The sequence below is a fragment of the Streptomyces sp. NPDC002911 genome (genome assembly GCF_053591835.1).
The window spans coordinates 1-12,604 of sequence record NZ_JBSFUO010000056.1 but is presented as its reverse complement, the minus strand read 5'-3'; the positions used below and the strand labels follow the sequence as shown (position 1 = coordinate 12,604).

The window sequence follows — 12,604 nt, the reverse complement described above, 5'->3', positions numbered from 1 at the left end:
TCCCAGGTCGCGCACGCGCACTTCCTCGTGGAGGACAAAAAGGCCCACTACATCGCTGTGATCAAGGCGAACCAGCCGCTGCTGCACCAGCGCCTGAAACGCCTGCCATGGCGGGACGTGCCGCTGTTGGGCAAGACCCGCGCCACCTCGCACGGCCGCGACGAGATCCGCCGGGTCAAGACCGCCACCGTGGCCGACCTGGACTTCCCCCACGCCGCGCAGGCCGTACAGATCGTGCGGCGCCGCCGCACCGTCACCACCGGCAAGGTCACCCTCGAGCGTGTCTACGCGGTCACCGATCTCACGGCCGAGCAGGCAGACGCCACCGACATCGCGCACCGCGTCCGCCGGCACTGGGCCATCGAGAACCAGCTCCACCACGTTCGGGACACAGCTTGGACCGAGGACGCTTCCCGCGTACGGACCGCGGCTGCCCCTCGGGCCATGGCCAGCCTGCGCAACCTCGCCATCGGGGCCCTCCGCCTTGCCGGATACCCCGGCATCGCCGCCGGCCTTCGCCACCACGCACGCAACGCCACCCGCCCCCTGATCACCCTCGGCATCACGTGATCAAACCGGACAGACTGAATGAACGACGCCGCCCTGGGCCGGGACGGGTGACGCGCTATGCAAGCTGCTCTGCCGCCGCGCGGGGGCGAACGGCTCTGCGTATCGACCGGCAGCCTCGACGGCGACGTCCTGCAGCACGGAGACGGCGGCGTGCGTCGAAAGGTGCAGCGCCCACCCAGGGGCGTCGGCGTTGCCCTCGCCCCAGAACGTCCAGACCGGCAGGTCGGACTGCCGAAAGTTTGCTGCGAAGGCATCGAACTGAACACCCGAGTGATCACCTGGTGCCTGCCACCGGATGAAGCGACCGTCGACGCTGTGGTCCCAGTCGGCGTCGAACAACGGGCGGGTGGCCTCCCAGACGTTGGCCTCCGAGACCACGCTGCCTGCAGCAATCTCGACCGTGTCCGCGGAGTCGAGGCTTTCGAGCAGCGCCCGCACGATGGCCACCGGGACCGTGGCAGTCGCGGTGGCGTGCCACAGGCGCTCGCCGACCGGGCTCTCGTACGCCGCGATCCTCCACTGGACATCGTCAGGGTTGGCTTCGTGGGCGAACTCGGCTCGCATGACGAGAGATTCGTGGACCGCGTGGGTGGTCTCGTCCGACCAGGTCCGCCACTTTTCCCACTTTCCGTGCGACTCGAGAAAGTCGTTCAGGAGTGCTTCGTGGTTGCCAGCTGCGGCAGCGTGCGCGTCTACGAGCCTGGTCGTCGCCGGGGTCGGCTGGGCATCGGCCGCACCCGATAGCGAGGTGCGAGCCCGTTCAGCTTCGAGTTCGGTGCTGGTGGCCGGCGCCGGACCCGGGCGTACGGCGTCGCCGTAGAGGCGATCGAACTCGGTGATGGCTTCAACGGGGTCGTCGTACCGCATCGATTCGGTGCGCAGGTGGTTTTCCCCGTGGAGGTGGATGCTCGGGCCGTGGAGGTAGGTGCCGACGGCGACGGTGGTCCAGCCGTCGTGGGCGTGGGCGTGGATGATCAGGCGCCCGTGCCGGATGTCGTCGTAGATCTTCTGGGCATCGTTGGAAACCTCGCGGATCTCCTCGCGCGAGCACCAGGGCATGGGGTAGTTGGCCCAGGTCCATTCGGTGTCGATCTCGTCGCGCAGCCCGGGGGTGATGTCCACGGGGAGGTTCTCGGCTCGCAGGGCGAGCGCGGCTTGCTCGGCGTAGTGCGGTTCCTCGCGGTCGATGCGAGCCATGACCATCGTCTGTTCGCCAACGGCTCGAAGCCGTGGATGGCGAGAAGGGCGTGGATCGTGCGGGTGGGGGCGCCCGTGATGGTGGCGGTGACGGTGCTGGAGCGCTCCTGGTACAGGTCGAGGCGGATGCGAGGGGCGGTTTCGGGGTGCGGCAATCTGGCCTCGTTTCGCGGCTCCGGCCGGAGCGGGCCGGGCGGAGCGGGGGTCATCGGAGTGCTCGTGCTGTGGTGGCGCGGGGCGGCGGACCGGCGCGGGAGACGGCCGGGCTGCGCGGGGCACGAGGAGTCGTCGGTGGTGTGGGGGCGGTACTGCGCTGCCAGCGGGTGCGTAGGGCGGTGAGGTCGGCCAGGGCACGGCGGCTGCCGGTGATCAGTTGGTGCGTCGTGTTGGCTGGGTCTTCGGCGTAGGCGGCGATCCGCGTGGCGACGTCGCACGCGCTTGTCAGCAGGGCGCGTTGAAGGATGCGTTCACCCCAGTACTCGGCTGACCCGACGGGTGTGGAGACCAGGGCCATCAGGTCACCGGCGCCGAGGTCACCGGCCGCGAGGAGTCCGCGGTGCTGGGCTTCCCAGAGCACGGTGACCGGGTCCACGGGCTCTGCACGGTGGACCAGCGAGGTGAGGCACTGCCACAGGGTTGCGTGCAGGGACTGCGTGAAATCGTCGGGCTGGAGCCAGCGCATGTCCTTCAGAGCTGTCGGATGCGCGGTGACGCTGGCGAGGAGGAGTCTTTCCTCGTCGAGGGCTTCCTCGCTGCTGCGTGCCGTGGGCTGATCCGGCAGGACGGTGCGTGGCAGGGAGCCGGGGTGCGGGGCGAACTGTCCGGCGAGCGTGTCCAGGAACTGTGCGAGGGCGTCGGCCTGGGCCAGGGTGGCGGCGGCCCGGTGGGGCAGGGTGGCGTCCACCGAGGTCTGGGCGAGGCGCTGGGCGTGCATGAGCAGCGTGCGCCGGGCGTGATCGGACTGGATCATCCGGGCGTACGTCGGCGCGTGCTGGGGCCACGGGCAGACCTGGACGAGGGTGTGGAGGTAGGCGGCCGTCAGCCCGGGGGCATGGGGGCGGGCCGCGTCGAGGACGGAGTTGAGCCAGGCGGGATCGCAGCGGTGGGCCTCCGGATCGGGCAGCGGCACCGTGCGCATGGCCTGGAAAAGGGCGCCGTGGGCGTGATTGCTGAACTGCTCTGCTCCCAGGCTGCGGACGTCGGGAAGCCGGTGGGGATCCAGGAGGAGCGCCCCGAGCAGGGACTGCTCGGCGTAGTGGACGGGCCGCGGAGAGGGCAGGTCGTCCAGGTCGTCCTCGTACGGGTCGGTGGAATGGGGCATCTAAGCGGCCAGGGTGAAGTCGTCGGGGCGGAGGGTCTTGCCGAGGTACGGGGCCAGCAGCCAGTGCGGTCAACGCGCGGGCCATCGGCAGAGGCTGGTCTGTGCAGGCGGTGCTCAGGAAGGCGAGCTGCTGGAGGCGGACCGTCGCGTCGGCCACCTCGGGACTCTCATAGAGCCGCTCGTTGGTGAGCGCCTGAAGGGCGGTGCGGGTTGCTGATGCGAGTCGCCGTGCCGAGGCGATGTGGGCGTCGGGCTCGTAATACGTGCTGGTATGGAGATGAAGGTCGAGCATGTCGTTGTGGCGGGTGTACTGGTCCGCGAGCAGCAGCAACCGTTCGACCGACGTCGGCGGAGCGGGGACCTCAAACAGAAGGCCCTCGACGGGCGGTGTCGTCATGCGCGGCGCCGGGCAGCGGGTTCGAGCGGTGCGGAGGGTGCCGGAGCGGGTGCGCTGGGAGCAGCGGGAGACTGCGGTGCCTCCAGTGCGGTGCGAGCCGCGGTCAGGGCCCGTCCGGCGTCGTCGAGATGGGCCAGCAGGCGGCTGTGGTGGTCGAGCGAGTCGAGCTTGTGCTGGAGCGTGTGCTGCCCCGTGGTGGTGAGGGTGATGAGTGGGGTGAGGGCGTGTGTGTAGTGGGCGATGGCCCGTCCGAGGTGGCCGGCGGTCCTACCGAGGATGTGGGCGGGTGGCCGGCGATGTCCGGGGCGAGTTGGTACTCGGCGTCGGCGGTCATGCGCGAGGTGAGGTGGCACAGCAGGCCGATGTGCCGCGTGGCGTTGAACAGGCCGGTGCCGTCCACGGTGATGGGGTGATCGCGTATGTCCGCAGCTACGGCCTCAACTGCGTGGCGCGGGGACATGTCATCGAGGTCGGTGGGTTCGTAGAGGTGCAGGTCATCTCCAGGAGTGTGATTCGCGTTCGTCCAGTCCGTCCCGCAGGCGGTTAGGGCGAGTCGTTTGCTCAGGGGCTTACAGGAAGCGGGCGACGTGGCCGGGAGGGGTGTGTTATCTGGCCCGAGGCAGGCGGCTGGCGTTTAGTTACCTGGCGCGCGCAGTCCTCCGTCTCACGGGAGTGGACCGGCACCGGGTGCAGGCGGATGCGGCTCACGAGGCTTTCCCGAAGTCGGCCTGTGTGGGTGCGTGTTTCGCGATGGCGCGGTCGGTGATCGCCTTTGACGCGCGGGCGGAGGCTGCGGACAGTTCTTCCGCTCCGGGCTCCCGGTACCAGGGGCGCAGGTCGAGCATGGCGGCGCGCATGCCGGTGGCGAAGCAGAGCGCGGTGCCCTTGGGCAGGGCGCGGATCGCGTCGGCGGGCAGGATCCGTTTCTGCCGCATCGACACCGAGGTCGACTTGCCGGACTCGGAGTGCGAGGTCGAGGTTGTCTCGACGTCGTGGTCGCCGATCAGACGGCTGAGTTTGTCGGCGAAGTCGGGGTCATCGATACCCGAACCGATGACCTTGACCGTCGAGGCGCTCCACATGGCGTCCATGCCGGCGTCACCCCAGACCTTCTGGCCTTGGCGGTAGCTCTGGAGGATCGTGATGGGGATGATGCCGCGACTGCCGAGGTGGGAGTACAGGTCCGGAAGGTCCGAGATCTTGCAGACGTTGGCGGCCTCGTCGAGGATCGCGAGCATCGGTGGGTCGAGGCGTCCTCCGGCGCGTTCGGCCTGGGCGGTGGCGGAGCGCATCACCGAGTCCGCGCATGCTGCGATCAGTGCCGAGGCCCCGCCGCCGCCGTCCTTGCTCAGCAGGAACAGGGTGTCGGTGGAGGTGACGAAGTCGGCGGGCCGGAACTCGGGGACGTCCTTCTGGGGTGTCACCCACGCGGCGATCTCGGCGTTGAGCAGGGCGGCGGCGTACTGGCGGGCTGTCTCGTAGATGCCGTCGCGCGTTTCCGGTGGTCCTTCGACGGTGCCCTTGAGCTGGGCGGCGACGGCGGCGAAGTCGTGGTCGCGGAGGATGTCGAGCGGGGTGCGGTCGGCGGGGAAGGCGAGCCACTGCATGATGTCGGTGATCGGCCGCTCGCCGAGCGCCGCGGCCAGGAGCAGCTGGGACAGGATGTTGCTGCCGGCCTTCGACCAGAAGTCACCCTGCTGGGAGGCGTCCACCGAGGCGGCCAGGAAGTGGCCAGCCAGACGCCCGGCGCCGTCGAGGGTCTTCGCGCTGGCGAGGGGGTTCCACCACATCTCGCGGGCAGCGTGTGCGATCTGCTGCGGGTCCATGGTCCACACCGTCCCTGCCGCCACCCGGGCCTCGTGAGCGGTGGTGAAGGCGTCTCCGGCGGCCTTGTTCGAGGTGAGGAGGACCGGGCCGGGTGCGTTGAGCATGGAGGGGATGGCGAGCGAGGTGGTCTTGCCGGATCTGGGGGCCATGATCGCGACGGCGACGTCCTCGAATCCCATCCGCACCTCGTGGCGGCTGCCTTGGAGGTTGCCGAGGAGGATGCCGGTGTCCTTCGCGGCGATGTGTTTGGCGTCCTTCAGGCTCGGGCGCAGGGAGCGGGCCTTGGCGGTGATCGCCTTGGCCATCAGCGGCTCGATGTCCCGGGCCTCGGCCATGTCGGTGACCTTCTTCCGGCCGCCGCCTCGATTCTTGTGCCGGACCCACAGGACACCCCCCGCCGTTCCAAGGGCCAGGAACAGGAGTACGGGGACGATGCGGGCCCCGATCAGCAGGGACCTCTCTCCAATGTGGGGCCAGACCTGTTCGGGGTGGAGCACTGAGTTGATCGGCTGGTAGGGGGCCCAGCCTGTGCCGTTGAGGTAGGCGGTGAGGTTGCCCGTCAGCCAGGCAAGGTGGGACAGGGGGACAACCACAGCGAGCACGCCGAGGAGGAGGCGCAGAACAAGGTCATATCCGTCGGTGCTGCTGTTGGAGGAGGAGGGGGGCAAGGGCTACGTGCTTCCGGACGGGGACGGGGGATCAGCGGCTGCGGCGGTTCCTTGGCGGTGGCTGCTGCGAGGAGACCGGGCTCGTCGGCGGTGCGGGATGACGGGCGGCGAGGAAGCGGACGCGTTCTTCCAGTGCCCCGGCGAGAAGTTCGGCGTGCACGTCCGTGGTCCTACGAGTGATGATCTGCGGGTCGCGGGTCGGGAGACTGCGCAAGCTGCCGGTGCGCGCCACTGGCTTCGGGTCGGCGAGTGCAGCGGTGAACGCGGCGACCAGTCGGGTGGGGGTGTGCTCACCGAAGCGGGCCTGCCACACCGGCCGGTTCGGGGCGAGGGTAGCGGTGACGAACCAGGCACCCGGGTCCTCCGCGCTGCCCAGCCGCTGGAGGTACGCGGTGCCGTCGGGCGACGCGAGGCCGTTGTCTGCGGAGGTGGGCGACCAGCCGATCTACCGAAGGGGCTCGTACGGATCGGACGACACGTCCCTCGGCGTGGCCGGGTCGGTGAGGGCGTCGGTAGCGGCGGCGATGAGTTCGACGGGCGTATCGGCGCCGAAGCTCGCGTACCAGGCGGGCCTGTCCGGCTCTGCGACGTGGTGCAGGATCCACCACTGGTCGACGGGGTCGAGCTCCAGGCGCAGGAGGGCCTTCTGGTCGGGGCTGGAGAGAAGAACGCGAGGCATCAGGGGGTCGTGACCGTGGCTCCAGCCGCATGCCCGGTGGAGGGCAACGGTGATCCAGGCGGGGTCGCCGCCGCCGGCGAGGTGGCGCGGGCTGATGAAGTCGACCTCGACGGTCTCGGGACTCGGGGACACGTTCACCTCCGCACGGGGGTCCGCCGGCCAGGTGCGGGGACCGTGGTCGGGGGCGGGGCCAGGGGTGAGGGGGTGTGCCGGGCGGTGATATTGATCTCGCGCAGGGCCTGGCCGTGACAGGCCCAGTCGTCGAGGTAGCTCCACGATTCGGCGTGGTGCTCGGCGAGTGCGTCATCGAAGACAGGGGTTCCGGGCTTGGCGTTGGCGGGGAGGCTGTCGCGGGTTGCCAGCCACTGCTCGTGCAGTTCGTCGAGCCGGTCGAGTGCGGTCTGCAGGACGCCCAGTTGGTAGACCCAGCGGTTCTGCACCGCGGTGGCGGGGAGATTTCCGAGCTGCACTTCGGCTGTGGCCAGCAGGTGGCGGGCGCCGTCGCGGAGGTCCTCGAACGCTTCGGCGGTGTCGGCGTCGCGCTGGCTGGCGCGCATGCCGTAGGCGTGGTCGTCGTGGGGCCAGCCGTCGAGGTCGGTGTGTTCGTCGGAGTAGACGTCCCACGCGTCGAGGATCTTCTCGCTGTCGCTCAGGTAGCGGTCGAGGTGACGGAGGAGCTTGCGGTGTGCGGTGTGGTCGGCGGAGATGGTGAGGGTCCTGTCGGGATCAGCGGCGAACGGCCGGGCGGACGGCACGGGCCGTGGCTGGGGTGACTGCGGGCTGGGTCCGCTGCTGTCGGCGGGCGGCGCGGGCCTGTGCTCGGATGGCGTCGAGCCGGGTGCTGTGGGCTGCGACGACGTCCTCGGGCGAGAGCCGGCTCCGGCTCTGTACGGCGCTGTAGTGGGCGGTCCGGTCGTACCTGGCGCGCTGGAGCGGGGCGGGGTCGGCGAGCGCGGCGGCGAAGGCGCAGACGAGGTGTTCGGGCATTGACTCGTCGACGAAGGCGTGCCAGATTCGGGGCCCCATCGGCGTTTCGAACCCGGGCTGGCAGGTCTCGACGCGCCAGGACGACCTCCATACGCCTTCGTCCGTTGGCCGGTGTACGTGGCACATTCCGTCGGGGGAGTGGGCTGTGGTCTCTGATTCGAGAGCCCATCCCGCCGACTCCAAAGCCTGGAACGGGTCGGCGTGCTCGGTGGGTGTCGCGGCGATGAGTGCGTCGGTGAGACGGCCCAGGATTTCGGCGGGGACGAGTTCGCCGAACTCTGCGTACCAGCCCCGCTCGGCGCCGGTGGGTTCGGCCTGCAGCCGCCACCATGCGGAGGTGGCGGACTGCGGGTCGAACTGCATGCTGTAGCGGTGGTCCGGGCTGCGCAGCACGATCTCGGAGCTGAGCGGGTCGGTCGTGCAGTTCCATCCTGCGGCGGCGAGGCCGTGGGTGACGTGGCGGGCGTCCCCGGGGCCGGCCAGGTGACGGGGCTGGTGTCGAACGGAATCTGGGTGGCGTGCCTGTGGGCGAAGGCGGCGAGCTGCCGCTCACTCACCGGCACCAGCTGCACCCCTGCTCTCTGTCGTACGCCTCGTTCAGGGAGCGCAGGTCATCGACGATGTAGTGGAGGGTGTGCCGGTCGGACTGCTCCAAGGCGGCGGTCCGCAACTCTGCCACGAGGAGGGCGGTCTCGGCGGTGCGCGAGTCGTCGGGGCGGGTCTGTACCGTGCGGGCCAGGGCGCGCAAGACGTCGGCGAGCTGGACGGGGATGCCGGTGTACTCGTCGAGAAGCGGCTCGACGAGCGCGAGGGCTTCCTCGAGGTCGGGGTCATCGCGCAGGTAGTCGGTAAGGTCGGCGAGCGTTTCGGTCAGGGTGCGGATGGTGTCCGGGGTGGGTGCGGGCATCGGGCTCCTTCGAACGGGGAGGCGGGTCAGCGGCGGGTCCGGGCGCCGCCGGCCGAGGTGTACGGACGGGTTTTGGTTTGGGGCCGGGTGCTCTGCGCGCTGTTGCGGGCCCAGGTGGCGGCGCGGGCGGCTGTGATTCGGGCCTGCTGCCACGCACTTAGCTGGGAGGGCTTGACGGAGACCGACCAGGTACGGATCTGCGCGCTCATGGGGACGCGTCCGCGCGGGCGCATCACGGGATCGGGCCCGGCGAGTTCGGCCGAGAAGGCTTGCACCAGGTGCATCGGCGTGTTCGGCGTGAAGGTGGCAGTCCAGCCGTTGCCCTGCTGGTCCTTCGCCCCGGTCCACCACATTGCCGAGCCGTCGGGGCTGTGGTGGTACTGCATCCACGCGGTGCCGTCAGGGCTGGTGGCCATGTAGTGCTCGCCCTGGAAACCCATGTCCCACTCCTGCTCCTTCAAATGCGCCCAGATGTTGGGGGCGTGCGCGGAGCGGGGACGGGTGAGCGCGTCGGTCAGACCAGCGACGATCTCCACCGGCGTCTGCCGGCCCAGGTGAGCTGCCCACTCCCCGTTCGCCCCGTCCGCCCTGCCGTGGATGGTCCACCCCCCGGGCAGGACGTAAGGGTCGTAGGCGACACGAAGGGTGCGGTCCGGGCTCTCCATGTGCAGAGGGCCGCCTGTCTTGGACTTGTCCCGCCACCCCGAAGCGCGCAGGAACTCCGAGACGTGCCGGACGTCCCCGCCGCCGGCCAGGGCCCGGGGCTGGACCAGGTAATGCTGCTCGGCCTGCTCACCCGGACCCCAGCCGGACCACTGCTTCCTCTTCTTCACCGGCGCCGCCGGACCACTGCTTCCTCTTCTTCACCGGCGCCGCCGGACCACGAGCGGTGCGGGGGCCGGAGGCTTAGCCGCAGTAGTGGAGGGCTGGGCGCCGACCTGCCGCAAGGTGTCTTGGTGTTCGTCCAGGTCGAGGGCGATGTCGTGCAGTTCGTTCGAGGCGCGGCCCAGAGCGAGCCACACCTCCGGGGGCAAGAGACCGCGTTCGGCCTGATCCTTGGCGAACACACCGCCGGTGATGACGAGGTGGGTCATGCCGCCGAGCACTCCGGCATCCGGATCGAGAATGCGGGCGATGACCCGTGCGGCCTGGGGCGGGGGAAGCTGAGAAAGGTGGTCGGCGAGCTGGCCGAGCCGGCGGGTGATGTCGTCGGCCAGTTCTACCGGGCAGGGGGCGGGGTGGGACATGCTCCTCCGGGTCGGTGGACGGTCAGTGGTGGTGGCGCTGTCCGACGCGCTGCGTCTCGGCGAGGACGGCCTCTGGGCGAGCACCGGCCAGGGGAGAGGCACGGTCGGAGCCGGCCAGGATGCAGGCGCGCAGGTAGCGGCGGAACAGAGCGGTTGCGAGGCGGGGCTTGAGCCGGTGGCTGATGGGCGGGGGCGTTCGGGCTACGGGTTTCTCCGGGAATCGAGCGGGGCGGGGTGGCCCCGGCGCGTGCCGGGGCCATCCGGGTTTACGGGTTTCGCGGCGGGCCGGCGCGAGAGGGAGCTGGCGCCGGGTTCAGCGGCGGCGGGAGGCCGGGGGCCGGGTGGGACTCGGCGGTGTGGAGGCCGCCGTTTGTGCAGTGAGGGCGGCGTGGTTGTGGGCGTGGAGGATCACGTGCATGGACGACAACTTCCCTGGTGAGGGGCAGCAGCCCGGTGACCGGCGCGACGATCTCGTCAGCACCCCCGGCCACCTCGCTGCCGCTCTCAGCGGCGGCGACCCGCTCGCCGAGCTGGGCGAGGTAGCGCAGGGCCGCATCGCGTTCGCCGTTCGGGGTGGACAGCGTGTTCAGCGCGGGATCGAGGTGGACGCTGTGACCAGCGGCCCGCAGGGAGTGCGAGGCGGTGGTCGCCCTCAGCTGCTGCTGCTCGATGGGCAGGCCGTGGGGAAAGCCGTCATAAGCCCCTGCGGCAGCGGAGAGGAACCCGTCGGTTCGCTGGAGGATGTCGGCCGCCTTGTCGGTGCCGCCGATGGCGAGGACCAGGTCGGTGCGCGGATCCTTGGTGATGGTGACGTACTCCCGCACTCGGAAGTCAGGCTCTGTCTGCCTGCTTCATCGCCCTCGGGCCGCCGGCACGCGGGTTCCTGCGGGCACTGGCGGCACGGCGGCCGGGGCGGACGTGGGTGCGGCCCGGCCTGCGGGATGCTGAAGGGCGGTCCCGATACCTATCGCCTCCAGCTGCGGGCCGATCTCACGCAGGGCACGAGCCTGCGCCTGCGTATCGTCGCTGTTGAGGCTGTAGATGCCGCTCTGCGGGTCCTGGACGAAGCCGTTGGAGATGGGGACCGCTCCGGCCCGGCCGTCGACCGGTGCGGTGGCGACGCTGCCGTCCGGCTGCCAGGTCAGGACGACCCGGTCGGCCTGGGAGGGCTGGATGCCACCCAAGGCGTTGTGCCGCACCTGGGCGAGCGCGGTGTCGTAGCGGGGGAGCAGGTCGCCGGCAACCTGCTCGGCGCTCAGGAACGGGTCGTCAGTCAAGGCGATGCCGTTGGGTTCGGGCACGGCGCGGTACGCCTCGTCGGGCAGGACGCGGGGGCGACTGCGGCGATGAGGAACCCGTTGCGCTCGTCATGCCGGTCGAGGACGACGAGCTGGGCGCCGTCCGGGCGGCTCAGGACGGCGGCCTGCTGGAGGGGGTGTTCGGCGAGAAGGTCTGCGACCAAGTCCAGGTCCCAGATTCGATCGGCGAGGTTGTTGTTCGCGTCGGCCGGGACGGGGGAGCTGATCCAGGTGTCGGGGAGTTCGCCAGCGAGGACGTCGGCGTAGGAGGCGAGGCGCTCGGAGTTTTCGTGGTCGTGCATGGTGTCCTTGGGCGAGGTGGGAGTCAGCGGCGCAGTCCGGCGGCCACCGGGGGCGGCGGAGCCGGTAGCGCACGCGGCGAGGGCAGGCAGGCGCACACGGCGGAGCACTTGCGTTCTGCGGCGGGGACTTCTCCGGCGCAGATGCTGCGGCCAGGGTGTGGTTCGTGCCGGCCGGCGAGCGCGTTGCGGGTGCCGGAGAGGTCGGTGCGGATGACGCGCAGATGCTCGTTGGCGAGGTAGGGCAGCCGCCGCGCGATGTGAGGGTCGGCTGCCTGGCCGGCCCGTCGTGGAAGTCGGCGGTGGCGGTGAAGATTCCACCCAACGCAGCGAGGATCCCGTCGTGGGCGGCCGTCAGCTCGATCAGGGCTTCCGCAGCCTCTTCGGTGGTGCTGGCCTCGTGAGTGCGCTCGCCGACATGGGAGACGGAAGAGCCAAGAGGCAGGTAACTGACCTGATACGGGGCGGTGTCAAACTCCGGCCGCGCGTGCCGCCCAGGCGGCATCCGCGCACACCACGGCGGGCTCCTTCCAGTCGGCCCGGATGCCGTGGAGGTCTTCGGGCAGGCGCAGCGGCCAGGAAGAATCGACCGGATTCGCGGCGGCTCGGGCCCTGGCCTTGTGGAGCGTGTCGGGACGACCGGGGCGGCGCGTGGGGGAAGTCATCGGCCGCCCCGGACGTCCGCGATGTGCACGAGCTGGCCGAGGGCGGTGATGGTGTACCAGCCGCAGTCGATCAGCTCGTTGCGGTCGGCGTACCGCGGCAGGAGCGCCTCCTCCATGGCGCGCAGGTAGATCAGGCAGTCGGGGCAGCGGCGTGAGAGGTGCACAAGGTAGCGAGGGTGGGCGGTGACGTAGGTCTGGGCTCCGCCGGTTGCGTCGCGCAGTCGCCATCCGTCTTCGTCGGTCGGGGTGTGCCAGGAAGGGGCGACGACGCGCATGGAGTCGCCCCACAGTTCACCGCCGGCTACGCCCTTGAGGACGACGACGGTGTCGCCGGCCTGGAAGTGCTGGTGCGTGATGTCCCGGTCGGGGGTGAGCGGGTCGGGTGTCGGCGCGAATGCTGAGGTGGGCGGTGGCTGGGACATGCTGTTCCTTCCACACGGTCGGTGGCTAGCCTCGCCGTTTCGCTTGCGGTGGGCGAGGTGACGCTGAGAGGTCGATCGAGGCGGTATCGGGCGGTGGGCATGGTGGAGACCCGGCGCGTT

The 12,604-nt window shown here is 70.4% G+C and carries 15 protein-coding genes and 1 pseudogene; 1 reads left to right on the top strand and 15 read right to left on the bottom strand.

What is annotated here, in order from left to right; genetic code table 11:
* A partial coding sequence (locus ACWD04_RS33210; protein ID WP_451137454.1) for an ISAs1 family transposase occupies nucleotides 1-570 on the top strand: 570 nt, incomplete at its 5' end.
* Here ACWD04_RS33210 and ACWD04_RS33205 read toward each other — a convergent pair.
* The 15 genes and pseudogenes from ACWD04_RS33205 to ACWD04_RS33135 all read right to left on the bottom strand — a co-directional run bounded on the left by ACWD04_RS33205 (nucleotide 571) and on the right by ACWD04_RS33135 (nucleotide 12,484).
* A complete protein-coding gene (locus ACWD04_RS33205; protein WP_451137453.1) occupies nucleotides 571-1,767 on the bottom strand; it encodes a DUF317 domain-containing protein in 1,197 nt (398 codons plus the stop codon).
* Between the two features lie 205 nt (nucleotides 1,768-1,972).
* Nucleotides 1,973-3,088: a DnaB-like helicase N-terminal domain-containing protein gene (locus ACWD04_RS33200; RefSeq protein WP_451137452.1), complete on the bottom strand. Its 1,116-nt coding sequence runs from the start codon at nucleotides 3,086-3,088 to the stop codon at nucleotides 1,973-1,975.
* 393 nt (nucleotides 3,089-3,481) lie between these two features.
* Nucleotides 3,482-3,838: a hypothetical protein gene (locus ACWD04_RS33195; protein WP_451137451.1), complete on the bottom strand. Its 357-nt coding sequence runs from the start codon at nucleotides 3,836-3,838 to the stop codon at nucleotides 3,482-3,484.
* Nucleotides 3,839-4,189: 351 nt separating this feature from the next.
* Nucleotides 4,190-5,980: a type IV secretory system conjugative DNA transfer family protein gene (locus ACWD04_RS33190; protein ID WP_451137450.1), complete on the bottom strand. Its 1,791-nt coding sequence runs from the start codon at nucleotides 5,978-5,980 to the stop codon at nucleotides 4,190-4,192.
* Between the two features lie 31 nt (nucleotides 5,981-6,011).
* Complete coding sequence (locus ACWD04_RS33185; RefSeq protein WP_451137455.1) at nucleotides 6,012-6,425, bottom strand: DUF317 domain-containing protein; 414 nt, start codon at nucleotides 6,423-6,425, stop codon at nucleotides 6,012-6,014.
* On the bottom strand, nucleotides 6,426-6,791 hold the full coding sequence (locus ACWD04_RS33180) for a DUF317 domain-containing protein (RefSeq protein ID WP_451137449.1): 366 nt from the start codon (nucleotides 6,789-6,791) through the stop codon (nucleotides 6,426-6,428).
* Nucleotides 6,792-6,793: 2 nt separating this feature from the next.
* On the bottom strand, nucleotides 6,794-7,414 hold the full coding sequence (locus ACWD04_RS33175; RefSeq protein ID WP_451137448.1) for a hypothetical protein: 621 nt from the start codon (nucleotides 7,412-7,414) through the stop codon (nucleotides 6,794-6,796).
* Nucleotides 7,386-8,039: a DUF317 domain-containing protein gene (locus ACWD04_RS33170; protein ID WP_451137447.1), complete on the bottom strand. Its 654-nt coding sequence runs from the start codon at nucleotides 8,037-8,039 to the stop codon at nucleotides 7,386-7,388. The genes ACWD04_RS33175 and ACWD04_RS33170 overlap by 29 nt, the downstream gene beginning before the upstream one ends.
* 160 nt (nucleotides 8,040-8,199) lie before the next feature.
* Nucleotides 8,200-8,553, bottom strand: a complete 354-nt coding sequence (locus ACWD04_RS33165) for a hypothetical protein (protein WP_451137446.1) — start codon at nucleotides 8,551-8,553, stop codon at nucleotides 8,200-8,202.
* Nucleotides 8,554-8,579: 26 nt separating this feature from the next.
* Nucleotides 8,580-9,386 carry a DUF317 domain-containing protein gene (locus ACWD04_RS33160; RefSeq protein ID WP_451137445.1) on the bottom strand — a complete coding sequence of 269 codons (807 nt, stop codon included), beginning with the start codon at nucleotides 9,384-9,386 and terminating at the stop codon, nucleotides 8,580-8,582.
* 30 nt (nucleotides 9,387-9,416) lie between these two features.
* Complete coding sequence (locus tag ACWD04_RS33155) at nucleotides 9,417-9,800, bottom strand: hypothetical protein (protein ID WP_299532935.1); 384 nt, start codon at nucleotides 9,798-9,800, stop codon at nucleotides 9,417-9,419.
* A gap of 266 nt (nucleotides 9,801-10,066) precedes the next feature.
* Nucleotides 10,067-10,624, bottom strand: coding sequence for a hypothetical protein (locus tag ACWD04_RS33150; RefSeq protein ID WP_451137444.1), 558 nt, complete (start codon nucleotides 10,622-10,624; stop codon nucleotides 10,067-10,069).
* A gap of 27 nt (nucleotides 10,625-10,651) precedes the next feature.
* A pseudogene (locus ACWD04_RS33145) lies at nucleotides 10,652-11,400 on the bottom strand (hypothetical protein).
* 467 nt (nucleotides 11,401-11,867) lie between these two features.
* Nucleotides 11,868-12,062: a hypothetical protein gene (locus tag ACWD04_RS33140; RefSeq protein WP_385449771.1), complete on the bottom strand. Its 195-nt coding sequence runs from the start codon at nucleotides 12,060-12,062 to the stop codon at nucleotides 11,868-11,870.
* The gene (locus ACWD04_RS33135; RefSeq protein WP_451137443.1) at nucleotides 12,059-12,484 is read right to left on the bottom strand and encodes a hypothetical protein; all 426 of its coding nucleotides are present in this window, start codon (nucleotides 12,482-12,484) and stop codon (nucleotides 12,059-12,061) included. The genes ACWD04_RS33140 and ACWD04_RS33135 overlap by 4 nt, the downstream gene beginning before the upstream one ends.
* Between the last annotated feature and the right edge of the window lie 120 nt (nucleotides 12,485-12,604).